The organism is Nostoc linckia z4, assembly GCF_002608075.1.
Taxonomy (GTDB): Bacteria; Cyanobacteriota; Cyanobacteriia; order Cyanobacteriales; family Nostocaceae; genus Nostoc; species Nostoc linckia.
In genome coordinates this window covers 1-26,346 of the sequence record NZ_LAHA01000086.1, presented here as the reverse complement: position 1 = coordinate 26,346, position 26,346 = coordinate 1, and the positions used below count along the sequence as shown (strand labels likewise).

The window sequence follows — 26,346 nt, the reverse complement described above, 5'->3', positions numbered from 1 at the left end:
TATTTAATCTCGATCGTCCTTGTCTTTCTCATTCTTGTCATTATCGTCATCGCTATCATCCAGTTTATCGTCGTCAGACTTGTCATTTGAGTTTGGCTGATTAGGTTGCACAACTGGTTTTTGTTCCTGAATTGGAGGAAGTGGCTTTGGTGCTTGAGCAATACAGCTAACTAATCCGCCACAAATTAACACTAAGTTGACACTGGCAAAAATGCCCCGGAAGATTTTTAGCCTGATGTTTCCCTTTGATGCTTTCATGAATACATCCTTTGCAGATAATCCTAGTTACTATCAATTTGGGATGGAGAGGTCAAAATTGATGATGACGTAAGCAATGGCATTTTTCTCCCGGAAAATTAGTAATTATGCTTTTTTAGCGCGTATTAGCTTATCCTAAATCTTGTTTTAGGAATTTAAACAACATAAACTCATATAGCAATCTTATTTGAGTTGTGAACAATATCTGTGTTGACTGTTGACTGTCAACGGTTAACAGTCCACAACCCCAACACGTAATATTTCACAAATTATTTGCGATTGCTATAGGACTTTAGGGTAATCTCATGGGACAAATTATTACTCAGGTTGACGCTTTTACCAATACACCGTTTGCTGGGAATCCTGCGGCTGTCTGTGTTTTGCCTTCTCCCCAAGATGATGTTTGGCTGCAAAACGTTGCCCAGGAAATGAATTTATCTGAGACGGCTTTTTTAGTTAAACAAGATGATGGTTTTAATTTGCGTTGGTTTACGCCAACGGTGGAAGTACCGCTTTGTGGTCATGCAACTTTAGCTAGTGCCCATGTGCTTTGGTCAGAGGGATATTTATCAGCAAAGGAAGTTGCGCGTTTTTATACCAAAAGTGGACTACTGATTGCTAAGTTACAAGATGATTGGATTGAGTTAGATTTTCCCATAAATCATTCAAAATCAACCATTGTTCCTCCAGAACTTAGTGAAGCTTTGGGTGTACCGTATAAAACTGTGTTAGAAAATTCACTGGGCTATTTAGTAGAATTAGAATCTGAAAAATTGGTGCGACAAATACAGCCTAATTTCCAGCTACTAAAAAAGTTACCTGTTGCTGATGTTATTGTTACCAGTATTGCTGAGGCTGATTCCCAATATGACTTTGTTTCCCGCTTCTTTGCACCGGGAGTTGGTGTTAATGAAGACCCAGTAACAGGGGCGGCTCATTGTTGTCTTGCTTCCTTTTGGCGCGATCGCTTGCACAAGGATCGATTTTTAGCTTATCAGGCATCAAGCCGGGGTGGCGTAGTCAAAGTGTATTACGATGGAAGCGATCGCGTTTTACTTAGCGGACAGGCGGTAACTGTTTTGCGAGGCGAATTAATTACCACTTAAATCGCATCCTTTTTTAGATCGGGTTCGGTTGAATAGTTATAATTTGAGACTGACGTATTGCACACCAACAAAAAATCTGAAAACCGGCTGTCACAATATGTAAATCAGCCTATGTTTTAATTTTAAAAATGTCCGCTAAACAAAAAAATCATAGAAGTCCTGTCACATCTAGTGACTGGCCGATTGAGCAATTACCTGGACTCACTCAGCAAGAACAATCCCAACTGCGAAATTGTGGAATAGATACCACAGTAGCGCTAGTCAAGGAAGGAAAGACTCTACAGGCAAGATTGGCGTTAGCAAATAAACTTCAAATCCATATTCAGTATGTGAATAAATGGATGGCTTTGGCTGACTTGGCACGCATTCCCAGCGTTGGAACCCAATACTGCGGTTTATTACTCCATGCGGGTATTGGTTCTGTGGCGCAGTTAGTTCAAACTCCTACTCACAGATTACACAAACAGATTTTGCGCTTACAAGTAGCAACAATGCAGCGACGAGATTTGTGTCCAGCGATTGAGTTAGTGGAAAGGTGGAGTCAGGAAGCGAGGATGGTGGGGGGTGGGGAGTAGGGAGTGGGGAGGTGGGGAGGTGGGGAGGTGGGGAGTGTGGGGAGACAAGGAAGAGGGGGGAGACAAGGGAGTGTGGGGAGACAAGGGAGTGTGGGGAGACAAGGGAGTGAGATGGGGAGATGGGGAGATGGGGGAGATGGGGGAGACAAGGGAGACAAGGAGAGAAGTCTGAGCGGAGGTTTCCGACCATCAGAACTTCGGGGAGAAAGATTGCTACCTTGTCCCCCTTGTCCTCCTTGTCTTCCTTGTCCTCTTCCCATGCCCAATGCCCGATGCCCAATGCCCAATGCCCAATTTTTAATCTTTCGCCAAAACTCCATTGAGGAATATGTCAGCTAGTCCTTCTGCCATTTGTTGCATTTCTTGGGGGGAGGCGTCTGGTTCCATGAGGGTGTTGTTGGAAAAACCTGCGATCGCAAACATTCCTAAGAAAACTTTGGCCACTAGGTTGGCGTCCATTTGGCGATAAATGCCTTTATCCATTGCTGTTTGAAAGAAGGCTTCGGCAACGTCGGTCATTTTATTGATGACTTCTAGTTGAATGCGATCGCGTAGGTCAGGATGAAATTGCACTTCCATGAAACAAACGCGCATTAAATCGGCATTTTTTTGGAAATTCCACATCCTACGGCGCATCACTTGAGCTACTGCTTTATAGCTACCCATTTCACTTAATTCTGTGAGCAGATCCGTGAGAATCTCCACCCATCCACTTGTAGCTACTTCTACCAAAATTGCCTTTTTATTGGGAAAATGGCGAAATAGAGTGCCTTCAGCTACACTTGCTGCTTGGGCTAAATCACGGGTAGTAGTGCCATCAAATCCCTGAGAGGCAAACAACCGTTGTGCTGCCTGTAAAATCCGGGTGCGTGTCTGAGCCTCTGAAGGCGGGGGAGAATTAAAAACTCGCATAATTGTTATGGTGAAATATCCGGTGCCGGACTTGTAGCATTATTCTCTAATGTCAAGTACAAAACCCGAAAAACCTTAATACAACATTAACGCTCTATTTGCTAAGTAGCGTATTTCTTCTGTAGTGTAACTTTATCTTAATTTTGGCTTATGAACAAACTCTGCCAGTGGATTTTCAATTTGAGATTTTGGATTTGGGATTGCTTCAACGGTTTGCAGCGAGGAGTCCCCAATCTCCAATTATCAGTGACATCCTACCGAGTGTTTGCCGCTTTGTTGGCTTCGATGGTTTTTTGCTGGGGACTACACCCAGGAGTTGCTCTGGCTCAAACTCAAACAATATCTCCTCCAACTGCAAGTTCGATTCAACCTTATCTCGATCGAGTCATCAAGGAGTTAACGGAGTTTCGCCTGGACAATGGTTTGAAGTTTATTGTTCTGGAACGACATAAAGCACCTGTGGTTTCTTTTCTGACTTATGCTGATGTCGGTGGTGTGGATGAGCCGGATGGTAAAACAGGTGTAGCGCACTTTCTAGAACATTTGGCCTTTAAAGGAACGACGCGCATCGGTACAGAAGATTACAAAACAGAAAAACCACTATTAGAACGCCTAGACAAGTTGGATGCCCAAATTCAAGCAGCGAAGGCTAATGGCAAAAAGGATGAAGTGGCGCGCTTGGAAGCTGAGTTTAAACAAGTGGAATCCCAAGCCGGGAAGCTAGTCAAGCAAAACGAACTGGGGCGAATTGTGGAACAAGCGGGGGGTGTGGGTTTAAATGCCACTACTTCCAGTGAAGCCACGCGTTACTTTTACAGTTTTCCTGCCAATAAGTTGGAACTTTGGATGTCGCTGGAGTCGGAGAGATTTCTTGACCCTGTAATTCGTCGTGAATTTTATAAAGAAAGAGATGTGATTTTAGAGGAACGACGGATGCGGGTGGAAAATTCACCCATTGGGGCGATGTTGGAGAAATTCATCGACACCGCCTACAAAGTTCATCCCTACAGGCGTCCGGTGATTGGTTATGACAAAGATATTCGTAACTTAACACCAGAAGATGTACAAAAGTTTTATGACGCTTATTATGTACCAAATAATTTAGCGATCGCCATTGTGGGAGATGTCAATCCTGCTGAAGTGAAAAAACTCGCACAAACTTATTTTGGACGCTATCAAGCCAAAGCTAAAGCTACTGCCAAAATTCCTGCGGAACCACAACAAAAACAAACACGGGAAGTTACTTTACAACTACCTGCTCAACCTTTGTATTTTGAAGGTTATCACCGTCCTTCAGTTACTCATCCAGATAATGCAGTCTACGAAATCATTGGCAGTTTATTAAGTGATGGTCGCACTTCACGACTGTATAAATCTTTGGTAGATAAACAGCGTTTGGCGCTCAATGCCCAAGGTTTTAGCGGTTTTCCTGGAGATAAATACGCAAATTTGATGTTATTTTATGCCGTCACGGCTCCCGGACGTACTGTTGATGAATTGGCGATCGCTTTAGACCAGGAAATCCAAAAATTAAAAACTGAACCTGTATCTGCGGTTGAGCTAGAGCGAGTAAAAACCCAAGCAAGGGCTGATTTATTGCGTAGTTTGACTTCTAATAGCGGTATGGCTCAGCAATTGTTGGAATATGAAGTAAAAACTGGCTCTTGGCGGAATTTGTTTAAGGAGTTAGATGAAATTGCAGCGGTAACTCCTGGCGATATTCAGCGAGTGGCAAAGGCGACGTTTACACCGGAAAATCGCACCATTGGTAAGCTGTTGTCGAAACAAGAATGAGGCAATTTTAGATTTTGGATTTTGGATTTTGGATTCCTAAAAGTTTGTTGAAGCCAGAAATCAGAGAGTTTTAGATTTTGGATTCTTGAAAGCTCACTGAAGCTAGGGTTAGAGGAATTCAAACGTAATGACAAAAAAGTGAAATCATGTACCAAGCAATCCCAGAGGTAGTAAACAAGAAATATGGAGAATTCAATATGGTAAAAAAGTCTTTTGCTGACATCAAGCCAAAATATCGCTTCAGAACAATCCAAAATCTAAAATCTAAAACTTGTACTGAGCGAAGTCGAAGTATCCAAAATCTCAAATGGGTTGTTTCGGCGTTGGTTGTGACTTTTGCCTTTTTACTTTTTACTGTTAATTTTTCGGTTGCAGCCACGGCACAGGCGAAACATTACACTGAGTTGCAATTGCCACCGCTACCAGAAATTAAGTTACCAAAGTATGAGCGGTTTGTATTGCAAAACGGCTTGGTTGTGTATTTGATGGAGGATCGTGAGTTACCTTTGGTGAAGGGTACGGTGTTAGTGAGGACTGGGAATCGTTTGGAACCCTTGGAAAAAGTCGGGTTGGCTGGTTTTACAGGGGCGGTAATGCGGACTGGAGGAACTACCAAGCATTCTGCTGATGAATTAAATGAAATATTGGAACAACGGGCGGCTTCGGTGGAAACTGCTATTGGTGAAACTGCTGGTAGTGCGAGTTTTGATGCCCTGAGTGAAAATTTAGAAACAGTGTTTGGGTTGTTTGCTGAAGTGTTAAGATCGCCAGTATTTGCTCAAGAAAAGCTAGATTTGGCGAAAACCCAAGCCAGGGGCGCGATTGCACGGCGCAATGACGATCCTAATGGCATTGCGAATCGAGAATTTCGCAAGTTGCTTTATGGCAAAGATAGCGCCTACGGTCGCACCACAGAATATGCAACTATAGATCGAGTTTCTCGTGAGGATTTGCTGAAATTTTATCAGCAATATTTCCACCCGAATAATATGATTTTGGGCATAGTGGGGGACTTTGACACAAAAAAAATGCGATCGCTAGTTCAAGCCAAGTTTGGGGACTGGAAACCCAACCCCAAAATTACTAAACCCCAACTACCAGAGGTTTCCCCAGCTAATAGTGGCGGTGTGTTTTTTGTCAATCAGCCGCAGCTAACACAAAGCAGCGTGTTAATTGGACATTTAGGCGGAGAGTTTAACAATCCAGATTATCCAGCCCTGAGTGTGTTGAATGAAGTGTTAAATGGATTTGGCGGACGGTTATTTAACGAATTGCGATCGCGCCAAGGTTTAGCTTATTCTGTATACGGCTTCTGGAGTCCCCGTTACGATTATCCGGGGATGTTTGTTGCTGGCGGACAAACGCGATCGGATGCTACAGTGCAGTTTGTCAAAGCTTTAGAAGCTGAAATTAAGCGTATCCAAACCGAAAAAGTGACACCAAAGGAACTAGCTTTTGCTAAAGAATCAACACTCAATTCCTTTGTTTTCAACTTTCAAGACCCCAGTCAAACCTTATCGCGCCTGATGCAATACGAATATTACGGCTATCCGGCTGATTTCCTATTTCGCTATCAAAAAGCCGTGGCCGCCACCACAGTTGATGACGTACAACGGGCAGCACAAAAATACCTCAAACCAGAAAACATCGTCACTTTAGTAGTGGGTAATCAAACAGCTATTCAACCACCCTTGACACAATTAGCTGCACAGGTAACACCAATAGATGTGACGATTCCCGACTTACAACCACAGGCCAAGAATTAAAGCATTGCTGAATAAGCTCATACGCGCTAAAAAAGCATAACCAATAGAAGTGGTTGTTGACTGTTAACTGTCAACGGTCAACAGTCAACAACCTAAACCAGATTGAAGAAGAATACAGAATACAGAATTCAGAATTCAGAATCAAGACGCTCTCTACGAGACGCTACGCGTAGCTTGCTTCCCCGTAGGGGTACGTGGACACGGCTTAGCTGCGCTATCAGTGGGGGATTCCGACCCGCCATTGATTGTTCGCGTAGCGTCTCCCCTTGGGAGAAGACCACCAAATTGAAAATTTGGTGGGGGTCTTAAACCCACTTATTCAGACGCTCCTACGTCGCTCTAAGCGAAGCCATGCCGCAGGCTTTACGCTGCGCTATCCGCCAGTCGTATAAAATACCCAACTGAATTCTGACGACTGACGCCTTTATTCTGTTTTGATAATTTATTTTTTGAAGTTACCTGATTGCTTGATAACAACACATAAAAAAGAGACAGACAAATCAAACAAATTTATAGCAATTTGTGAGTAATTAAGACATAATTTCCTGATTTTTGTCTATAAAAATTCCCTAAATTTATTGACTTTCTGGAATACCAAAGCAAAATAATATAATGAATAGTTTTGATATTTGATTTCAAAATTATTCACAATCGGGTTATTTAGCATTAAGTATTTCTGGAGTTGAGTCAATGGTCAGAATCAAGGTTTACGAACTGCACCCTAGTGCAGACAAAGAACTTATCAATGAAATCACTGCTAGAGAAATGAAGACAGTAGAAGGTGGTGTAGGATCTAACCCAACAAATAGGCAGTTCTCTAATACACTTGACCCAATTAATCAATCCACTACAGCTGAGCCTGAATCATCACGCATAAACTCGCTGCAAGAAGTAAATTCCCTCTTAGATAACTTTAGGTTAGAACTAGATAAAATATTTAGGAGGTTGGTATAAGAGGTAATGTGCGAATTTATCTATGAGCAGAGTTTTGTTATTTAAGTTTTCTCTCATATGCGTGCGTTCTAATGCTAACTAATATTAGAACGCACTTTTTTATGAAAAATTTTAAGTGAGAAAATACGTAGATTCAAAATCAAATTTACAAGTAAAATTTTATTCAGTCTTGGCGATTAGAAATCACGGCTACGCAGACAAAACCCGCCTACGCGGGTTATTCAATGAAGTCCACGTAGGTGGACTTTGTTTGTGTAGTAGCGAATTCTATTCGCCCAATGGGTTCTAAATTTCTCGTGAATGATTCAGGATTGCTATAGCAAGGAACTGGTGACTAAAGTCTTTTGATGTCTGAGTTTTCTTGTCTGTGAATGTTCTAGTACCATTTCACGAAATACCTGATACAGATAGATGGGTAGGGGCGTACAGCTGTACATCTCTATGGCTTTAAAACCTGTTCATAAAGCGATAAATCGCTCACTACAAACAAAACTTTATTTTGTAGAATTCATATTTAATTTTTGAAAAAAAACTAGGTACAATTCTACTCTCTTTTCCTTATTAAGAGTTCCATTCTTATGGCGCTTGCGCTGCGCGAACGCCCACCACACAAGTATGTCCAGTTATCAAATCCGATTTTCTTCTCTATGAGACGGTTCGCGAATGCTTCTTTGGCGGTAACCTGCGGAAAGTCGGTATGCGTCAACGTTGAAAAAATAAAGTGCATCTTTACCGAGAATTAGTATTACTCCAATGCAATTGAATAATTCTAATTCTTCCCTACGCTACGTTTTTGTCGCAATGACAAAATAGTACTTGCATAATTCCTGAAAGACTCAAGTCATTGACATCTGTCTTTCTAAACACTTTGAAAACCTTGACTTTGCTAATTTCATCAATAAAAATTGCAGTAACAGGTAAGGAAAGCCGAGCTAAATTATCTGTTGAATTAATCTGGTTTAAAGCAAGTTTTCTAAGAGGAAAAATGGCAAATATCACTCTTTCTGAACTCTATGTTTCTGGTTCTGATTTGTTTGTAGGAACCGAAAGCTTTCTCAATGATTTAAACGATGCTGATTCCATCTCTGGTGGTAACTATTATAATTTCAGCGACATTTCAACTTTAACAAAGTTAGCTGAAGCATATGTTGATACCTATGCTATCGGTCATGTGACCTTTGTCGCTAAGTCCTACAGCAACGGTACATACTACTAATTGCTGAGCAGTTACTCACAAGCCTCAATGGCTCTTTGGGGATAAAAATAACAAGTCGTCTCTATTTCATATCCGGGGTTTCTTGATTATGAATAATCCTCAAGAGCCAAACAAATATATTTCTACTGCTGAATTACAACAAAGATTTGAGGAATAAGTCATGGCAAATATTACTCTTTCTGAACTCTACGTTTCTGGTTCTGAATTATTTGTAGGAACCGAAAGTTTTCTTAATGATTTAAGCGACGCTGATGCTATCTCTGGTGGTAATTATGGTGGTTTTAGCGACATTTCAACCTTGACAAAATTAGCTGAAGCATACGTTGATACCTATGCTATCGGTCATATCACCTTTGTCGCTAAGTCCTACAGCAACGGTACTTACTACTAATTGCTGAGTAGTTAGTTAACAAAGCTCAATGGCTCTTTGGGATAAAACATAGAAAGCGATTTCTATTTATACCCAAGAGCCAACTAAATGAATTGAACAACAATACAAGGATTTGAGGAATAAGTCATGGCAAATATCACTCTTTCTGAACTCTACGTTTCTGGTTCTGATTTATTTGCAGGAACAGAAAGCTTTCTCAATGATTTAAGCGACGCTGATGCTATCTCTGGTGGTAATTATGCTGGTTTTAGCGACATTTCAACCTTGACAAAATTAGCTGAAGCTTATGTTGATACTTATGCTATCGGTCATGTCACCTTTGTCGCTAAATCTTACAGCAACGGTACTTACTACTAATGCTTGAGTAGTTAAGTAGAAAGCTTAATAGCTCTTTGGGTATAAAAATAGAAATTAATTGATATTTATACCCAAAGGCCAATCACATGAATTGAATGAAAACCTAATGATTACAAGTGCTTGAGGAATAAGTCATGGCAAATATTACTCTTTCTGAACTCTATGTTTCTGGTTCTGAATTGTTTGCAGGAACCGAAAGCTTTCTCAATGATTTAAGCGACGCTGATTCCATCTCTGGTGGTGACCAATGGTCTGGATTTAGCGACATTTCAACTTTAACAAAGTTAGCTGAAGCATATGTTGATACCTATGCTATCGGTCATATTGCTTTTATAGCTAAATCATATAGCAGTAGTGCTGTTGGTTGATAATCAAGTTGTAGTTAATAAATATAGCAATCCTACTTGATTTAAATAATTCATAGTATTTTTAGACCAATGATTTAGGATTGCTATCTTCGACAGAAGGCAAGGGATATTAAAAAGTCAAAAGTTATTTCATGCATGAATTTTGAATTGATTTGTCTCCCTTGTCTTCCTTTACTATATCAATATTTTTTGCAAAAGCTCTACTCTCTTCAGCAAAAAAAATTAAACAAAGTCTTGTTTTTTTTAGCTTCTGGATGGAGTGATAGCAAATTTGAAAATTTCAAGGAAATATCTGAAAAATATGCCATTTTTATTAAGTTCTCAAAATGTTTTTGATTACCTAATTTCTCTGGGATTATGTACTCATGAAAAAAAAGGATTGAGTAAAATTGAGCTAAAGCCTGCGAAAAATTTTAACTTGTTAATTACCTTACCAGAAGGTCAGCAACTTTTAGTTAAACAAGAACGTCACAATCGAGAAGGAAAAGCTGTTGGTGAGTTTGTTGACGAATGGAGAATTCATAATTTTTTTCGGACTTTTCCAGAAATTAGTCACATTCGCTCCTATTGTTCGGAAGTACTGCATTTTGATGCGGAAAATTCCATTATTATTTTTAATTATCTGAGTAATTATCGCGATTTGGCAGACTTTTACATCAAAGAGAATTTTTTCTCCACTGATATTACCAAGGTAATTGGCAGGATTTTGGCATCGATTCATCGTGTAAGTCTTAGTCGTCCAGAATATCGAGAATTCTTTCAAAATCGCGAAAATGCATCTAGTCAACAACCTCCAAACCTACATCAAGGACTAGATAGAATTACACCAGAAATTTTCGGTAGAGTTCCTAATGATGGATTGAAATTTTTCACCCTTTATCAACGTTACGATAGTTTAGGACAAGCGATCGCAGATTTGGCTAGCGCTTTTAATGCCTACTGTTTGACTCATAACGATTTGAAACTGAATAATATTTTGATTTCTCTCAATTGGGAACAAGCAACTTTTCAGGAATCACTTTCAGGTGAAAGTGTGATTCGGCTGATTGACTGGGAACGTTGTGATTGGGGAGATCCAGCAAATGATTTAGGAAATTTGTTAGCCAGTTATCTGCAAATATGGCTATATAGTATTGTCATTGGTAAAGATATTGCGATCGAACAATCCTTACGTCTAGCTACGACTCCTTTGCAACTCCTCCAGCCATCAATGGCGGCGTTAGTGACTACTTATTTAGCTGAATTTCCTCAAGTACTAGAACATCGTCCTGATTTTTTACAACGAGTTATCCAATTTTCTGGTTTAGCTTTGATTAGATCTATTCAGGCGATACTCCAGTATGAAAAGAGATTTGGTAATTCTGGTATCTGTATGCTGCAAGTTGCCAAGAGTTTATTGTGTCGTCCAGAAGCATCTATACCCACAATTTTTGGCGTCCAAGCATCAGACCTTTATCCAACAAACTTATCTCCTGTGTAGGCGTTGGTGGTCTACGTTTTTTGAAAATCCCTAAATTTCCCGTCGTTGCATAATTGCGGGATGATTTGAGAATTTGCATCAAGGCACAATCCCCGTGTCTCCATGTCTCCGTGTCCCCGTGTCCCCATATCTCCGTGTCCCCGTGTCCCCGTGTCCCCGTGTCCCCGAATCATCCCATTATTCAGCAACGCCAATTTCCCTTCTACTCCTCTGTTATTTACACAGTAGCCATTATGCAACTATTAGACTCCCTACAAACTCAACTATCAGAAGTTCCAGAGCCATTGCAGACATTGTTACAAGACATCGTTCATAACGTTCAAATTCAATCTCATTATTGCATTCAGCATCCAGACTACAAACCAATGGAATTACCAGAGTCAGCAATTCCAGGCTTTCAGCAATTACCTTTGGATCTGCAAAACAAATTTTTAAGTCTGCAATTGCGTAGTTTTCTCTACGGTATCTATTACAACGGTTCTTTAAAATCTGCTCTTGCTTTTGATGCAGATACATCAAATTTGGCACTCAACCAAAATCTGGAAAATAATACTCTTTTGGGTGTAGATGTAGCTTTTTATGAGCGCTTACATGAAAGCAATAGGGGTGAAGGCTACTTCAGCAATGATTGGCTTGTAATTCAAGAAGAAGATGACTTTTTAATTGTATATAAAAATGGTTTGAAACTACATATACAGCGACATATTCATTTGCAACCAGCACAGCGAAATGCTACTCTTGGTAACTTAGTTGCAATTAGAATGCCCAAGAATTTAGTACAAAATGCATTCTATATGGCAATTGGTAATGCAGCTTCTCATGCCAATGAAAATATTGTGCGTGTTTATTTCAATTTAACCGCAGAAGGAGCAGTTGCAGTGATGGATAGTTTGACTACCCAACTCAACTTCAGAGATATTCCTTTTTCATTTAAAGCACTCTACAATCCTTCAGATTATGAACGTTGTGATTCAGCAGTACTTTATTTTGACAAAAACAGATATGAGGTTATTCAGCCAGTATTAGAAAGGGTGTATTTAGAAAATAAATCTTATTTTAAAGAAGAAGTACCTTTGTTTACCAAGTTAATAGCACCAGGATTAGCGATCGCTGAAGAACCAGACCAAAAGTTTAGCACTCATGAAAGCTTCGGTACAAATCGCTGTCAAATTATTGCCAATGGTTTGCTTGATAGTTGGCTGGGAGGAAATGATACACCAGAAGAACGCATGACAGCAGTTTTAAAATATTTTTCTTTATACCAAATTCAATTACAACGTCCCTATCTCAATGCAAATTCTGAGGATATATACACTTCATTGCATCTCTAATAGTCTGATTTGATTTGTTAAACAATTTTGGATTTTAGGTTTTCATCTAAAATTTAAAATCCAAAATTTTTATAGGGTTATTTACTGATTATATCATCTTCAATTAATCAGTTTTCCTTAATTTTAGCATCATCTGTAAATTCCTGAGGTAATTATATGAATGAAGATTTTCCTGATTTTGATGAAAATTTACATCGAACAGCTATTTTTAATCATCAAGAATTAGAAGAAATTATCAACGCTATAAAAAATGGAAAGTACTCCTGGGCTTGTCTTTTAATGCTACGTTTTAGTGGCTTCAATCCTCTGGAATATATACCATCTCGTACCTACATTAGATTAATGAAGAATAATTGGGTTTTTGATAAAAGCGAGCATCAAAATTTAGGATTTTTTCAACTGGAATCAACTTGGTTTCAACAAAGTAACGATAAACATAGCTCAAATTAATGATGAGTTATGATAGGTTCGTAGTAAGCACTTTAGTGCTTCACAATCAAGGACTAAAGTCCTTACTACAAACATTTTTTCTACAAAATGTGACAAATTAGTAATGGTTTGTCACATTAATTTTGCTAAGAGAATAGTGTTATGGCAATTCTGTATGAAAATATACATAATCAAGACCCTCCTTGCCAAGCAGGAGGGTAAATATATGCAGCTTCACAAAGAAATGGTGTTAAGCCAAAGGTTGTTTTAACTCTGAGTTATAACTTCTGAACTCTGACTGTTCGATTAGTATTTCTTTAGGGATTTGAGAATTAAGAGCTTTGCTGAAATTTACCGCTATTTCCATAGCGGTGATTTGTGATTTTAACCAATTAGCAAATAATTCTCCTATGATTTGTAGGCGTCGCTGTTCATCCAATTGAGGTTTAATAATTTCCTCAACTGCAATTATATGTACTCCTTTGGGAGTGGTAATTGGTTTGAGAATTTGCGGAGGATTAGCAGCAAAAACCGCTGCTGCTATTTCTGGTCTAAAATCCTTGCGAAGACGTATTCCTTGATAACCTCCAGCACGTCGGATTTCAATATTTTCGATGTATTGGCGGGCGATTTCTTGGAAACTAATTTCGCCTTCTTGCAGAGCATAAAACAATTCTAGTGCTAAGTCTTCGTCATCTAAAATCACTTCATAAGTTACTGCTCCGACGTAATCAAGTTGATGGGCGTAAAAAAATGCCTCGACTTTGTTGGCAAATAAATGATTTGCTAATTTGGCAGATAATAAAGTAGTTTCTACTATCTTTTCAAAGTCATCGAGAGAAATATAATTTTTTTCTAACCATGACCAAGTATCTTCTGCTTTCAAAAGTTGGTTAGCTAAACGCAGCTGATCCGCCGCCTTTTGTAGTTCTTCTAAACCAACTTCAATACCTGCCTGTTTAGCTTCATCTTCAACAATTTTTCGACTGGCGATCGCCTCCAATATACTAGGTATTTGAAAAGACAGTTTAACGTGGTCAATAATATCCTCAGGAGAAACAGTCATTACCTTTGACATAATCTAATTCCTCCAATTATTCACCTAATTTAATAGGGCGTTTTAATTGTAATTGCAACTCTATTAATTATAGCTTTCTTATCTTTTGATGATGATTTTTTAGAAAATTAAAAGTGAACAGGAAACAGGGAATAGGGAACAGATAAAAAAGAATAAAAACTATTGACCGTTAACAGTCAACAGTCAACAGTCAACAGTCAACAGTCAACGTAACCTAAATCCTTAAAGCTCTAAACCACCTTGTTGTAATTTTTTAAATGGATCTAAGATAAAGTCTATTATCCGACGTTGGCGGATAACTACCTCTGCGGTGGCTGTTTGACCTGGTGTTATGGGAATACGTTTGTTGGCGGTTTGAATATAAGACTGAGCTAGGGAGATTTCTAGTTCATAGGTTTCGGTGTTACCTTGTTCGCTCCTTTGAATTTTTGAATCAGGTGAAATCCAGTTAACGTGTCCTTGCACTACTCCATAATCTTGGAAAGGATAAGCATCAAATTTGACTTTAACCGGCATTCCCACCTTCAAAAAACCGCTTTCTTGGCTGGGTATTTGGGCTTTGAGAATTAAGGGAGTATCGTTTGGTGCAACTTGGGCAATTAATTGTCCTGGTTCTACTACTGAGCCTGGTTTTTGAATAGGTAATTCAAAGATTACCCCATCAACAGGCGATCGCACTATTCGTTGTTGTAATTGTAGTTTTAAGGATGTAATCTGGCCGCCAGTTTGCAAAATTTCCGATTGCACGCTAGTAATTTGGGTTTGTAAATCTTTTAATTGTTCCTGATTTTTCAGTATTGCCAGTTTACCTGCTTGTATTAAACTGCGATAGCTATTTTGCTGTTCTTGTAAACGAAGTTTGAAAAGTTGAATATCTGAATAAGCTTGGCTCATGAGAGAACGATAGCGATTGAGTTCTTCTTTTAACCGCAATTGAGCTTGAGTTATATCAGATTTTGCTTGCTCTTGTAAGCGTTGGCTTTCTTCTGCTACTTTTTGAAGTTCCACAAGTTTGGTTTGGGGAATTGCTCCTTCTTGCAAAAGTTGGCGATATCGTTCAACTTCCGTGGAATCTCGCGTTAAACGAGTCTGAGCTAATTTCCGGGCAATTTGAGTAGAGTTAATATTTTGACTAGCTTGTTCTACTAAAGCCAGTTTTTCCACTCGTTCTAAGTTATAAGTACTTTGCTTGGCGTCAAGGTTTTGTTGTGCTTGATTAATTTGGGCGATTTTCTCCAATTCTTGGGACTTATTTTGCTGTTCTTGGATATTAATCGTCAGTATAATTTGATTTTTGAGGAGATCGAGTTGCGATCGCCGATTTAACAAACCCTCTAGTTTTGTCTGCACCTGTTGTAGTTCCGAACGCAGCACATCAGACTCCAGTTGAACTAAAACCTGTCCCGCTTTTACCGTTGCACCTTCCTTGACATTCACAGCCGTCACACTACCACTAACAGGACTGTCCAATTGTTGCGTTGCTCCTTCAGGTTCCATCCGTCCTCTAGCACTTCCTGTCTCATCAACCTTAGAAAGCATCGACCAAGGTATAACAATGGCAGCAAAGCCAACCAGTAAATACAATAAAGAACGCGTCCAAATCTTTGGTAAAGCATCTAACAGTTCCTCAGTACCGTAAAACCAATCATTCGTCTGAGATGTTTCCTGTACTTGAGGATTGACAACACTACTTTTGTCCTCAGTTAGGTAAAATTTAGCGTCCTTTTCTATGGCGAACGCAGATGATGAATTATTAGATGAGTTTGGCATAGGAATTGGGGAATGGGGCATTGGGAATGGGGCATGGGGCATGGGGCATGGGGCATTGGGCATTGGGCATTGGGCATTGGGCATTGGGCGTGAGAATTGGGAACTATTAATCGATAAATGATCGATGGATTTTTGTGAGAAGACCTGATTTTGAGGATTTGGAAGTTTATCAACTTGCAGAAAAGTTAGCTAATGAAATTTGGCATATTGTTAAAATATGGGACAATTTCACTAAAGATACGCTTGGTAAGCAAATTGTTCGGTCTGCTGACAGTATTTGTGCAAATATCGCAGAAGGTAGAGGCAGGTACAACGACCAAGACAATCGACGTTTCGTTAGGATTGCCAGAGGGTCTTTGTATGAAACTATTAGCTGGTTGAGATTAGCTTATGCCAGACAGTTATTGACAAATGAACAGGTAAACAGATTTAAACCAATTCTTGACCAACTGTTACCCAAACTTAATGCTTATCTCAAATCCATAGGAAATAGACAATAAGGAAAGCAACAGCAACTTATACAAATTGTCCAAAATATAGCTACACATAGACACCAAGGGGCACAGAGAGAATTATCTGTAGTCAGGATTTAGAGAAATGATATTAATTTTATGCCCTATGCCCCATGCCCCATGCCCCATACCCTATCAAGCTCTTTGCGCGAATTGTTGCTGATTGAGATAGAAATAATGACCTTTTTTGGCAATTAATTGCTCGTGAGTACCGCTTTCCAGTAGAATTCCCCTGTCTAGAACTAAAATCAAGTCGGCATGACGCACGGTAGAAAGTCGATGAGCAATAATTAAACTTGTGCGTCCTCGAAGAATTTTTTTGAGGTTGTTCTGAATAATCCGTTCCGATTCAGCATCTAGGTGACTGGTTGCTTCATCTAATACTAAGAAAGAGGGATTTCCTAGCAAAGCACGGGCGATGGCTAAGCGTTGCCGTTGTCCGCCAGATAACATACCACCACTTTCGCCAATTTGGGTTTCGTAGCCCATTGGCATTTGCTGAATAAATTCGTCTGCCCCTGCTAAACGTGCGGCTTCAACTATTTCTTCTTGTGAGGCTTCTGGGTGAGCAATGCTGATGTTTTCGCGTATTGTACCGCCGAACAAAAATGTATCTTGGTCAACAACACCAATTTGAGAACGCAGCGATCGCAGGGATATATTAGTTACATCTTGACCGTCAATCAGTACTTTACCATCTGTCGGCGGATATAGTCCCAAAATTAATTTTGAGAGAGTTGTTTTTCCAGAACCACTACGTCCTACTACTGCAACAGTTTGTTCGGGTTTGATTTCAAAACTGAGATTTTCTAAGACATTAATATCGCTTTCTGGATGATATCTAAAAGTAACATTGTCAAAGATGATATGGCCGCGTAAATTATTTAATATCTGTCGTGTTTGATATTGTAAATCTTCTTCTGGTTCTGCTTCCAAAACATCATTAATTCTTTCTGTGGAAATAATTACTTCTTGTAATTGATTCCACAGCACCACGAGTCTTTGAAAAGGTCTAATAATGTTGCCTAACAACATATTAAAAGCCACTAATTGCCCGATAGTCAGTTGGTTTTGGATTACTTGCCACGCACCAAACCAAAGTAATCCAGTGGTCACTAGGGATTCGATGCCAGAACTGAAAATTTGTAGCTGATTACTAATTATCTGTCCGCTAAAAGTCTTTTTAATGACATTATTTAGCAGTTCTTCCCAACGCCAGCGTACTGTTTGCTCGATTGCCATCGAGCGAACTGAGCGAATACCCGTGAGGGATTGAATTAAATAACTATTTTCGTGGGCTGAGGCATTAAAAACTTCGCGGCTGATGCGGCGCAAAAAAGGTGTAGCGATGAGCGCCAACAATACAAAGGGTGGTACAATTGCCAAGCATAATAACGCCATTTGCCAACTGTACCAAAACATCAATCCAACATAGATAAATACTGTTAACAAATCCAAGCAAATAGAAAGAGCTTCTCCAGTTAAAAATCGCTGAATTTTTTGATTTTCTTGGACGCGAGAAACGATATCGCCTACATAACGCGACTCAAAAAAAGCTAAAGGCAAGCGAAAAGTATGTTTAATAAAACCTACTAATAGTGCTAGCCCCAAGCGATTTGCTGTGTGATCTAATAGATATTGCCGCAGTCCAGTAATGGCAACCCGAAAAAAACTAAAAATTAGTAATCCTAAACCAACGGCATTTAAAGTTAAGGTGCTACCTTGGACAATTACTCGGTCTAAGAGTAACTGAGTAAATAAAGGCATCACAAGTCCAAGTAATTGTATTAATACTGAAGCGATAAATACTTCTATCAATACTTGGGAGTGGGGTTTTACTAAATCAAAAAACTGCCAAAATGGTGTAATTGTTTCGTCGGTTTCTCTGAGTAAATCTGTGGGTTGTAATAACAAAGCATAACCAGTCCAACCGGTTTTAAATTCGCTATGAGTCAGGTTACGTTGACCGATGGCGGGGTCGCCAATAATCACACGCTTTTGATTGATTTCATAGACAACAACATAATGTTTGCCTTCCCAGTGAGCGATCGCTGGTAGGGGTTGTTGTGCTAATTTATCTAAGCTAGCTTTTACCGGACGACTCGCAAAGCCCATAGTTTCTGCGGCGACACTCAAACCTCGCATTGACGCGCCACTACGACTGATGTTAGTCAAATCCCGTATGCGGTTGACATTAAAGCGCTTACCCCAATAGCGGCTAATCATTACCAAGCAAGATGCACCACAGTCTGAAGCGCTTTGTTGTTCAAAAAATGGATATCGTTTAGTCAAACGCCCGAAAAAATGCCCAGCCCTGACTTTTGGACTAGGAAAGTATGGTCGTTGTTTATTTGGCTTTTGTTTCGACTCAACTTTAGGAATTGGGTATTGGGGACTGGGTATTGGGGATTGAGAAAAACTTTCCCCACTCCCTACTCCCCACTCCCTACTAGCCACTTCAGCTTGACGTTCTTGAAAATCTATTAATTCTATTAATTGCGGCCAATGTTGTAGTGCTGTTTGCCAATCAACATTACTCAAACTATAAGCAATGGTTGGTTGAGTTACTTGCCAATTTCCATGTTTTGGATTTAAATAAATTTTTCCCGGCGTTAATCTCTGTCCGCTAGAGTTTTGTATTTCACCACAATGAAGTAACCACAAGTGTTTATCTTGGATGAGGTTATTCATTAAAGAACCACTTTCCAAAATGTGACGATGAAATAAAGATAATGCTTTCAATATTTCCTCTACACTTCCATTAAGATTAATTAAGGAATTGTGGGAACATAAAAGAAGTAAATCCCAAGTTTCTGCACGTTTTAAAAGGCGATTCTTGATGCTATCCGAACTCAAAATTACTGCTTCTACAATCTCTCGTTTGAGATAACAAAGCTTTAAATTAACAGAAGCTCTAGCAACGTAAGGATTGAATTGATATTCTGGAAATAAAGTCAATTCGCCAAATGATGCTCCAGACAAGAAAGTAGTAATTAAGTTATTAGAGTTATCCAAAAGCCTCACTTTACCACTGAGAACAATATAAATTCCTGGCTCAGCTGTAGTTGCTTCCCAAAACTGCTTCGCTACTGGTGGTTCAATAATTTCTACTACTTTGAGACATTTTTGCAGTTGTTCATCTGATAGCGAGTCACCTAAAGTTCGAGTTATTTGTTCAGCTAAATATTGCTGAGAAAATGCTGATGACATTTTCTAATCTCCAAAACTGTATTTGGTCATGGGGCATGGGGTATTGGTCATTGGTCATTGGGCATTGGATAACTGACCAATGACTAATGATTCATGACAGATTAGTTATTTGATTGAATTAAATTAAAAGACCAATTTACCTTAGCTTCAGGATTAGATTGCAAATCAGAAATTGTAATACCAGCATCTTTATTTTGGTCAGTTTCTTGTGGCTGATTGTTTTTACGTTTGGTGGAAAGACCCATTTGTTTGAGTAAACGATTGATATGGCGATCGGTAATTTGAATACCAAATTCATTTGCTAAATGTTTGCTCAACCATTGTGCTGTCCAATAACTAAATGCATAGCCATATTCACGGGGACTATTACTGACTAATTCTTTCAAACGTTCGATGTAGCGATCGTTAACAGTCTTGGGTCTACCGATAGGACGCTCATTCCATTTGTGCGCCATACCCGCCTCTGCAATTCCAATCCAATACCGCGCCATTTCCTGCGAACAACCTAAAGCTTCACAAATTTGGCTTTGAGATTTACCCATATCCGCCAGCAACATAATTTCAATCCGCCGACGATATTCTGCTTGTAAATTTGTTTGCAAATTTTTCAGTAGCGCTTTTCGCTGAAAAGGCGTTAAAAACTTGCTTTCGTGCATATCATAGCTTTCAAAAGCATTGTCTTGACCGGAATATTCTGACATAATTTCTACCAGTTGCCGTCAACTATCAAATGTGGGCAAATTTATCTTTTACACTTGTTCTTCAGCTTTAAAGAAAGAATAAAACCTCCAAAAGTCACTATTCCTCCTCAAAGGTTGATGAAATATTGTGCTGGTGTGTAATTAACGCTATCTATTACTCCCTACTTTGATAAAATTAGAGAGATTTTCATTGTTTTTCTCAGATTTAAATGCTTAAAAATTGCCGTAGATGGTCTTCACTTGGAAAGTAACTGCCAAATCTGAGACATATTACCTGAGCTTTGATTATGTCTGTGCAGCAAAATTTTGCTTATGGACTGCATTCCTAAGCAGCTAAAAAAAGATAGCTGAAAAATAGCAAACAGCCTTGACAAAATATACTCCTAGACATAACTTTTATGTGCCTTAATAAAGTAGTCAAAGAATTTTGAATTTGAGATTGATTCAATTCACAAAAGGCACAACTTACACCAAAAATATAAAATTGTGACAGTTAATGGTAAAACACTTAGAACCAGTCAACTCTTCACTGGTTAACGCCTAGAATTTGACAGACTTTCCTGAAGCCCAGTGCAATAATGGTACTGGTTACAACCATTCGCCCCTGGTTGATGGTAATAGGCAAACACTTTCGAGCCTTCGGGTAGCCCTTATTTTAATAATTTTACTAAATTCTGCAATACAGCTTTAGAGGTTAACCTCTTAATAGTTTTGATTACCTACAAGATTTTGGCTCTTGTTTGGTAAATTGACACTTAAAAACATTCCAGGTCAGGTATGAGTACAAATCTATTTCTTACAGTATCCTAGAACCAGCTAATTCTTCATCAACAGATAGTGATAGATTTGAACCTCTCTGAAATAAAAGCTTAATAAAAAAGTGACAGTTATTCAAGCTTTATTTTTATCCACTGCTATTTATTTAAAAATAATCCCACATTTAGTCAAGAGTTTTTACAAAAAAATATGATTTTTTCGTAAAAACTTGATAATAAATTTATGAAATTTTTAAAATTAATATATCTCAAAAATCGATTGCTTCTTTATTAAATTTTTTGAAAAAATAAGCTACAATCTGTTTTTTTTATTCGATAAACCTCCAGGATATTTAACTGATTGTTTGTGAAACAATGATTGCCAAAAATCTCATAGTTGCTTAATTTTTTAGGAAGTTTACATCTGTCCATAGTAAGAAAATTATGTAAATTACTATCTACTATATTTCGTATATCTGTATCTACCTTGAGAATGAAATGTAAATGTAGTGGCGTGGCAAGTCTTAAATGTTGCAATAGATTTTATTGTGGGATGGGTGTCCTCACCCAATACGGTTCGGTTAAAGGGGAAAGGGGAAAGGGAAAAGGTTTCAAATACATCCAAATCCCCTTACCCCTTAACCCCTTCGGGGTTCGCCAGTCGCTCATGGGGGAAACCCCCAAGACCGCGCTGGCTCACCTTTTCCCAGACCACAAGGGAAGTTCATACTGCTTATCCGAACCGTATTGTGTTCTCACCCTTCCAGGGCGGGCTAGAAGCCCACCCCACAAGAATTTTCTAATGCACTATTTTAGCTGTGTCAGTCCACTACTAGGGATTTCGGTCAACACAGCGCCACTTGCTTCATTTGTCAAACCCCTACGTATTCATCAGTGGCCCCTGCTAACGGTCAACAGTCAACAGTCAACTCTTTTATGGAATATTTTTTATTTAAAAGTCCCTAGACGCGAAAATCAGGGTTACAGCCAATATACTCAGCAGTACTCAGGCTGTAAACAAAATAATCTTCTTCGCTATCAGGAAATGGCTAAGGAGAACTTGTAGTAAAGAGTAGAAACTAAATCAGGAACCGAAACCTCTGGGATTCCAGAGGTTTTTTCTTTTGCGATCGCTTATATGTATGCGAGCAAGCTTATACATAAATAAACTTTTATGAAGATTTTTTAAACAAGCGATCGCCACTAACAAGCTTAACAAGCTGCGGCCTATTTCACCGATGAAGCCACAAAATTAGTCACAGTTCCCTAGTCAACTAGAGTAAGGTAAATTTAGGTTTGAGCTACTGGGAGTGGAGATGATGTTGTTAGAACTCAAGCGCATCCATGTTCCACCGGGACAAAGAGTGCTACTGCAAGATGTAACCTGGCAGGAATTGGAAACAATTCTAGAGGAATTAGGCGAACACCGTGCAGCCCGAATTGCTTATGACAACGGAATATTAGAGATTATGGCACCACTGCCAGAACATGAATTTGATAAAGAAATTATTAGCGATTTAGTCAAAGCGCTTCTAGAAGAACTAAATACTGAGTTCATCAGCCTTGGTTCTACGACATTCAAAAACCAAGCAATGGCTCAAGGTATAGAACCAGACCAGTGTTTTTATATCAAAAATGAATCAAAAATTCGCAAAAAAAAGCGGTTAGATTTAACAGTAGACCCGCCTCCAGATTTAGCTTTAGAAATTGATATTACTTCTCGGACTCACCCTAATATTTATCAAGCATTAAAAGTGCCGGAACTTTGGCGTTTTGAAGGAGGAAAGCTCAAAATTAATATTTTGCAAGATGGTCATTATGTAGAATCTGGGCAAAGCTTAAACTTTCCTTCATTCCCACTAACCGAAACAATTCCCCAATATCTTGAACAAAGCGCCACAACAGGCAGAAATGCAACACTTAAAGCTTTTCGTGCTTGGGTAAAAAAGCAGATATAGTAGTAAGCTAATGGAAACTTAAGTTGCATACTAAAAAAGTAAAGCTGCTTAAAAGCAACTATGCCACATCAACTAAGAACTTTTTTACGCCAGAACAGATCGCCCAGTTATATACCGTTTCACCTTAAGATTGATACAGATGGCAATTAGGCAAAGCAGAGTAAGTGAGAAAACTAATTTAGATCAAAAATTTTGTGTAATGGTATTACACCAAGCAGAGTTATGTGAAGCTTTTAGAAGCTTAGCGCATTTATTCATACATATCTTTAATCCAAGTGTATTGCCATTACCATTCAAAATATAAAAAATAGGGTAGCACAACAGTTGCTACCCCACCAATGACCTGTATTCTCTTCTACAAAAATCTCAGGCTATCAATTGACATTAATTAGTAATGATTCAAGTTAATACCGGCTTCTTTTGCCATTGCTTCTATCCCTTTGGTTTCTAGGGATTTGATTGCTTTAGTAGAAAGCTTTAATTTCACCCAGCGATTTCCGCTCGGCCACCAAACACGCTTTACTTGTAGATTAGCGTGCTGAAGGCGTTTGTTACGGCGGTGGGAGTGGGAAACAGAATAAGCGTTATTTGCCTTCTTACCAGTTAGTTCACAGCGACGAGACATAGCAACTATCTCCAGATTGTTATTTTAATACAGCCTTTCCATTTTAGGGCTAAGGCAACAGAAGTGGAGAGGGGGATGGGGAGAAGAGGGGATGGGGAGATGGGGGGGATGGGAGATGGGGAGAAAATCTTCCCAATGCCCAATGCCCAATGCCCAATGCCCAATGCCCCATGCCCCATGCCCAATCCCCTATGCGCCATTATTTGCTGGCTTGTTCTGTCAGCTTAGTCAATACTTCATTCGATCGCTCAACAAAAGATTTCATACCATCAGCGTCAAAGCCTTTTTGGGTCATTAGGGCTAAATCATAGACATGTTGGCAAATCATTTTGACTAACTGATCTGTGGGTGATTCACTATCTTCTTGAATGATACTGCCTTGGCTGAGATGCGCTAGGTTTTGAATCAGTGGATGAGCAGTATTCACTAGCAAAATGTGGTCTTCGGGAAATTCTGCTGTCTGCTGTGTCATCATGGCGTTCATTTCCCGCAGGCGGCGAAGAATTTCTGGTAACAGTACCATCGCCGGTGGTGTTCCTTGGGGATCGTCTGATTTTAAAGCTTCGGTGCGGATGTTGACTTTGGGCTTGTTGAGGGATTTCTCAAATAATTCTTTGATGCTCTCGCTGCGGGTTTTGTTGGTTTTGGGATCGACTATTTCCTGTGCTTTGTCTTTGTCTAGCAGGGTGTTATCTAGGTCGGAGTCTACCCGCGTAAATTTGACATCATTGTATTCCCGCTCTAGGAAATTAATGAAGTGGGTATCGATGAAGGAGTCCATAAATAGGACTTCTAAACCTTGATTTTTGTGTAGTTCTATGTATGTGGCTTGGCTGGCTTCATCGGTGCTGTAGAAAACCCGGTTTTCGTGGCGTTCTTTGTTGCGTTCTAAGTATTCTTTGAGCGTAGTGTAAGGAGACTGGGTAGAGACGTGATTAATGGCGTCTGTACTCTGTGGAGAGTTAGGGGTGGGTGTAACATCTTGCCAAGCATCATCTTCACTAGATTGAACTTGAACTGAAGGAGTTTCGCTATTCTCTAATGCCGACTCCCCATTTGCTATTGCTTTTGTGGTGCGAAAGATGATGATGTCTTCGATTTGTTTTTTGAATTTGTCGTCGTTGAGGACGCCAAATTTCACGAAAGTGCCGAGATCTTTCCAGATGCTAGTGTATTGTTCGCGGTTGTCGCGGAAAAGTTCTTTGAGGCGATCGCCGACTTTTTTGGCAATGTAATCACCAATGCGCTTCACGGTGCGATCGCCTTGCAATGCACTGCGGGATACGTTCAAGGGAATATCGGTACTATCAATTACACCCCGCATCGGCATCAAAAATTGCGGGATAATTTCTTCACAGTTGTCGCTGACAAAAACTTGATTGCAAAACAGCTTGATCTGACCTTTTGTGACATCTACATCCGGTCTCATTTTGGGAAAATACAAAATCCCGTTGATGATAAACGGATAGTCAGTATTCAGATGTACCCATAACAAAGGTTCTTCTTGGAAAGGATACAGATAGCGGTAAAACTCTAAGTAATCTTCCTTAGTCAGGTTGTTCGGAGACTCCCGCCACGGGGCTTTTTGTTTGTTTACTACTTCTCCATCCAGTTTAATTGGTACTGGCATGAAATCACAGTAAGTCTTGACAAGATTCTTAATCCGTGCAGATTCGAGAAATTCTTCCTCTTCTCCTTGCAAGGTGAGAGTAATGGTAGTACCGCGAGTTGTGCGGGATGACTCATCTAGAGTGAACGCAGGAGAACCATCACAACTCCAGTGAACCGCCTGCGCTCCTTCTTGGTAGGAGAGAGTATCAATTTCTACCTTTTGCGCCACCATGAACGAAGAATAAAAGCCAAGACCGAAATGACCGATGATGGGCTGGTCAGATTTGCCTTGATACTTATGAATAAATTCTTCAGCACTTGAAAAGGCGACTTGATTGATATATTTCTTAACTTCATCGGCGGTCATGCCGATACCGTTATCAGAAATAGAGAGAGTCTTGTTATCTTTGTCAATGGCAATGACGATTTCTGGTTCGCCTATGTCTCCCGTGTAATCTCCGGCGCGGGATACCATTTTCAGCTTTTGGATGGCGTCTACAGCGTTAGATACCAGTTCCCGCAAAAAGATTTGGTGATCTGAGTAGAGGGACTTCTTAATGATCGGGAAAATATTTTCAGTATGAATACTGATAGTGCCTTGTTCTAACATGATTAGTAATCTTTGATGTTAGTATCTGAAATGATGATATCGCCCTCTGCTTTCAGGGATAAACCCGGAGAATACATGAGAGCATGATACCAATTAGGATTTTAAAAGCATAACTTAAGCGATCGCTGCTTGCTTGAGCGTTGTTTGCCCCCATTTGATGATTCGGATTTCCCTACTCCCCAGTAGAAGAGTGTTGACTGGTGACTGATGACTGTTGACTGATGACTGTTGACTGTTGACTGTTGACTGTTAACACTCAGAGTTATTATTCTCCCTCATCCTCCCCATCTCCCCATCTCCSCATCTCCCCATCTCCCATGCCCCATACTAAACCTCTGCTAACACCAGTTCACTCACTGTTGCACTGATTGAATTTACATCAGACTCATTACAGTAAATTTCGCAGGAGTTATTGGGGCTTTCAAAGAGTTTAACTTTGTAAAGCTCAGATCCTAATTCTTGAATGGGCGATCGCAGTATATTACTAATGTACAGCGCGACTGACTTGAAATCAATTTTCAGAGTGCTTTATTTAGGACTAGCAGTCGGGGTAGCTGCGGGGGTAGCTGCGGGGGTAGC

At 39.6% G+C, this 26,346-nt stretch carries 26 protein-coding genes and 1 pseudogene; 17 read left to right on the top strand and 10 right to left on the bottom strand.

Annotated features, from left to right (window positions below; all coding sequences use genetic code 11):
• Window positions 1-3 precede the first annotated feature (3 nt).
• Window positions 4-258 carry a hypothetical protein gene (locus VF06_RS35890; protein ID WP_099072030.1) on the bottom strand — a complete coding sequence of 85 codons (255 nt, stop codon included), beginning with the start codon at window positions 256-258 and terminating at the stop codon, window positions 4-6.
• Between the two features lie 305 nt (window positions 259-563).
• Here VF06_RS35890 and VF06_RS35885 point away from each other — a divergent pair, with 305 nt between their 5' ends.
• The 4 genes from VF06_RS35885 to VF06_RS39930 all read left to right on the top strand — a co-directional run bounded on the left by VF06_RS35885 (window position 564) and on the right by VF06_RS39930 (window position 2,262).
• Window positions 564-1,364 carry a PhzF family phenazine biosynthesis protein gene (locus VF06_RS35885; protein ID WP_099073153.1) on the top strand — a complete coding sequence of 267 codons (801 nt, stop codon included), beginning with the start codon at window positions 564-566 and terminating at the stop codon, window positions 1,362-1,364.
• A gap of 128 nt (window positions 1,365-1,492) precedes the next feature.
• Window positions 1,493-1,939, top strand: a complete 447-nt coding sequence (locus VF06_RS35880; RefSeq protein ID WP_099073154.1) for a DUF4332 domain-containing protein — start codon at window positions 1,493-1,495, stop codon at window positions 1,937-1,939.
• 19 nt (window positions 1,940-1,958) lie between these two features.
• Window positions 1,959-2,111 carry a hypothetical protein gene (locus tag VF06_RS35875; RefSeq protein WP_257208157.1) on the top strand — a complete coding sequence of 51 codons (153 nt, stop codon included), beginning with the start codon at window positions 1,959-1,961 and terminating at the stop codon, window positions 2,109-2,111.
• Window positions 2,059-2,262, top strand: a complete 204-nt coding sequence (locus VF06_RS39930; RefSeq protein ID WP_143874540.1) for a hypothetical protein — start codon at window positions 2,059-2,061, stop codon at window positions 2,260-2,262. Before VF06_RS35875 ends, VF06_RS39930 begins: the two co-directional genes overlap by 53 nt.
• Here the strand turns inward: VF06_RS39930 and VF06_RS35870 are convergent.
• Window positions 2,237-2,851 (bottom strand): TetR/AcrR family transcriptional regulator, encoded by a 615-nt coding sequence (locus VF06_RS35870; RefSeq protein WP_099071820.1) that lies wholly within the window; start codon window positions 2,849-2,851, stop codon window positions 2,237-2,239. The two genes, VF06_RS39930 and VF06_RS35870, sit on opposite strands and share 26 nt — an antisense overlap.
• A 285-nt stretch (window positions 2,852-3,136) precedes the next feature.
• Here VF06_RS35870 and VF06_RS35865 point away from each other — a divergent pair, with 285 nt between their 5' ends.
• The 8 genes from VF06_RS35865 (at window position 3,137) to VF06_RS35820 (ending at window position 11,177) form a co-directional block, all read left to right on the top strand.
• Window positions 3,137-4,645 carry a M16 family metallopeptidase gene (locus VF06_RS35865; protein ID WP_244918189.1) on the top strand — a complete coding sequence of 503 codons (1,509 nt, stop codon included), beginning with the start codon at window positions 3,137-3,139 and terminating at the stop codon, window positions 4,643-4,645.
• Between the two features lie 197 nt (window positions 4,646-4,842).
• Complete coding sequence (locus VF06_RS35860; protein ID WP_099071822.1) at window positions 4,843-6,411, top strand: M16 family metallopeptidase; 1,569 nt, start codon at window positions 4,843-4,845, stop codon at window positions 6,409-6,411.
• 690 nt (window positions 6,412-7,101) lie between these two features.
• Window positions 7,102-7,365 carry a hypothetical protein gene (locus VF06_RS35855; protein WP_099071818.1) on the top strand — a complete coding sequence of 88 codons (264 nt, stop codon included), beginning with the start codon at window positions 7,102-7,104 and terminating at the stop codon, window positions 7,363-7,365.
• 985 nt (window positions 7,366-8,350) lie between these two features.
• Entirely contained in the window at window positions 8,351-8,581 is a 231-nt protein-coding gene (locus tag VF06_RS35845; RefSeq protein ID WP_099071816.1) for a hypothetical protein, read from the top strand.
• A 160-nt stretch (window positions 8,582-8,741) separates the two neighbouring features.
• Window positions 8,742-8,972, top strand: a complete 231-nt coding sequence (locus tag VF06_RS35840) for a hypothetical protein (RefSeq protein WP_099071815.1) — start codon at window positions 8,742-8,744, stop codon at window positions 8,970-8,972.
• 126 nt (window positions 8,973-9,098) lie between these two features.
• The gene (locus tag VF06_RS35835; protein ID WP_099071814.1) at window positions 9,099-9,329 is read left to right on the top strand and encodes a hypothetical protein; all 231 of its coding nucleotides are present in this window, start codon (window positions 9,099-9,101) and stop codon (window positions 9,327-9,329) included.
• Between the two features lie 134 nt (window positions 9,330-9,463).
• Window positions 9,464-9,697, top strand: coding sequence for a hypothetical protein (locus VF06_RS35830; protein ID WP_099071813.1), 234 nt, complete (start codon window positions 9,464-9,466; stop codon window positions 9,695-9,697).
• A 301-nt stretch (window positions 9,698-9,998) separates the two neighbouring features.
• A complete protein-coding gene (locus tag VF06_RS35820; RefSeq protein WP_099071811.1) occupies window positions 9,999-11,177 on the top strand; it encodes a phosphotransferase in 1,179 nt (392 codons plus the stop codon).
• Window positions 11,178-11,188: 11 nt separating this feature from the next.
• Here the strand turns inward: VF06_RS35820 and VF06_RS39925 are convergent, their stop codons facing one another.
• On the bottom strand, window positions 11,189-11,416 hold the full coding sequence (locus VF06_RS39925) for a hypothetical protein (protein ID WP_143861875.1): 228 nt from the start codon (window positions 11,414-11,416) through the stop codon (window positions 11,189-11,191).
• Between VF06_RS39925 and VF06_RS35815 the strand changes: the two genes are divergently transcribed.
• Together VF06_RS35815 and VF06_RS35810 are read left to right on the top strand one after the other, a co-directional pair.
• The gene (locus VF06_RS35815) at window positions 11,411-12,508 is read left to right on the top strand and encodes a T3SS effector HopA1 family protein (RefSeq protein WP_099071810.1); all 1,098 of its coding nucleotides are present in this window, start codon (window positions 11,411-11,413) and stop codon (window positions 12,506-12,508) included. The two genes, VF06_RS39925 and VF06_RS35815, sit on opposite strands and share 6 nt — an antisense overlap.
• A gap of 156 nt (window positions 12,509-12,664) precedes the next feature.
• Complete coding sequence (locus VF06_RS35810) at window positions 12,665-12,958, top strand: HetP family heterocyst commitment protein (protein WP_099071809.1); 294 nt, start codon at window positions 12,665-12,667, stop codon at window positions 12,956-12,958.
• 229 nt (window positions 12,959-13,187) lie between these two features.
• Here VF06_RS35810 and VF06_RS35805 read toward each other — a convergent pair whose 3' ends face one another.
• Both VF06_RS35805 and VF06_RS35800 read right to left on the bottom strand, forming a co-directional pair.
• Entirely contained in the window at window positions 13,188-14,015 is an 828-nt protein-coding gene (locus VF06_RS35805; protein WP_099071808.1) for a peptidylprolyl isomerase, read from the bottom strand.
• 222 nt (window positions 14,016-14,237) lie between these two features.
• Entirely contained in the window at window positions 14,238-15,785 is a 1,548-nt protein-coding gene (locus VF06_RS35800) for a beta-barrel domain-containing protein (protein ID WP_099071821.1), read from the bottom strand.
• 134 nt (window positions 15,786-15,919) lie between these two features.
• Here VF06_RS35800 and VF06_RS35790 point away from each other — a divergent pair, with 134 nt between their 5' ends.
• Window positions 15,920-16,285, top strand: a complete 366-nt coding sequence (locus tag VF06_RS35790) for a four helix bundle protein (RefSeq protein WP_099071807.1) — start codon at window positions 15,920-15,922, stop codon at window positions 16,283-16,285.
• A gap of 147 nt (window positions 16,286-16,432) precedes the next feature.
• Here VF06_RS35790 and VF06_RS35785 read toward each other — a convergent pair whose 3' ends face one another.
• Window positions 16,433-19,507 (bottom strand): peptidase domain-containing ABC transporter, encoded by a 3,075-nt coding sequence (locus VF06_RS35785; RefSeq protein ID WP_099071806.1) that lies wholly within the window; start codon window positions 19,505-19,507, stop codon window positions 16,433-16,435.
• 101 nt (window positions 19,508-19,608) lie between these two features.
• Window positions 19,609-20,208: a helix-turn-helix domain-containing protein gene (locus VF06_RS35780; protein ID WP_099071805.1), complete on the bottom strand. Its 600-nt coding sequence runs from the start codon at window positions 20,206-20,208 to the stop codon at window positions 19,609-19,611.
• A gap of 2,074 nt (window positions 20,209-22,282) precedes the next feature.
• Between VF06_RS35780 and VF06_RS35770 the strand changes: the two genes are divergently transcribed.
• Window positions 22,283-22,921 carry a Uma2 family endonuclease gene (locus VF06_RS35770; RefSeq protein WP_099071803.1) on the top strand — a complete coding sequence of 213 codons (639 nt, stop codon included), beginning with the start codon at window positions 22,283-22,285 and terminating at the stop codon, window positions 22,919-22,921.
• 388 nt (window positions 22,922-23,309) lie between these two features.
• On the opposite strand, the gene rpmB is transcribed toward VF06_RS35770, so the two are convergent.
• Entirely contained in the window at window positions 23,310-23,546 is a 237-nt protein-coding gene (gene rpmB / locus VF06_RS35765) for a 50S ribosomal protein L28 (protein ID WP_099071802.1), read from the bottom strand.
• Window positions 23,547-23,621: 75 nt separating this feature from the next.
• On the opposite strand from rpmB, the gene VF06_RS39920 reads away from it, so the two are divergent.
• Window positions 23,622-23,774, top strand: coding sequence for a histidine kinase (locus VF06_RS39920; RefSeq protein WP_143861874.1), 153 nt, complete (start codon window positions 23,622-23,624; stop codon window positions 23,772-23,774).
• On the opposite strand, the gene htpG is transcribed toward VF06_RS39920, so the two are convergent.
• On the bottom strand, window positions 23,746-25,767 hold the full coding sequence (gene htpG, locus VF06_RS35760) for a molecular chaperone HtpG (protein ID WP_099071801.1): 2,022 nt from the start codon (window positions 25,765-25,767) through the stop codon (window positions 23,746-23,748). The two genes, VF06_RS39920 and htpG, sit on opposite strands and share 29 nt — an antisense overlap.
• Window positions 25,768-26,094: 327 nt before the next feature.
• A pseudogene (locus VF06_RS43205) lies at window positions 26,095-26,274 on the bottom strand (6-pyruvoyl tetrahydropterin synthase); the annotation flags it as partial.
• Between the last annotated feature and the right edge of the window lie 72 nt (window positions 26,275-26,346).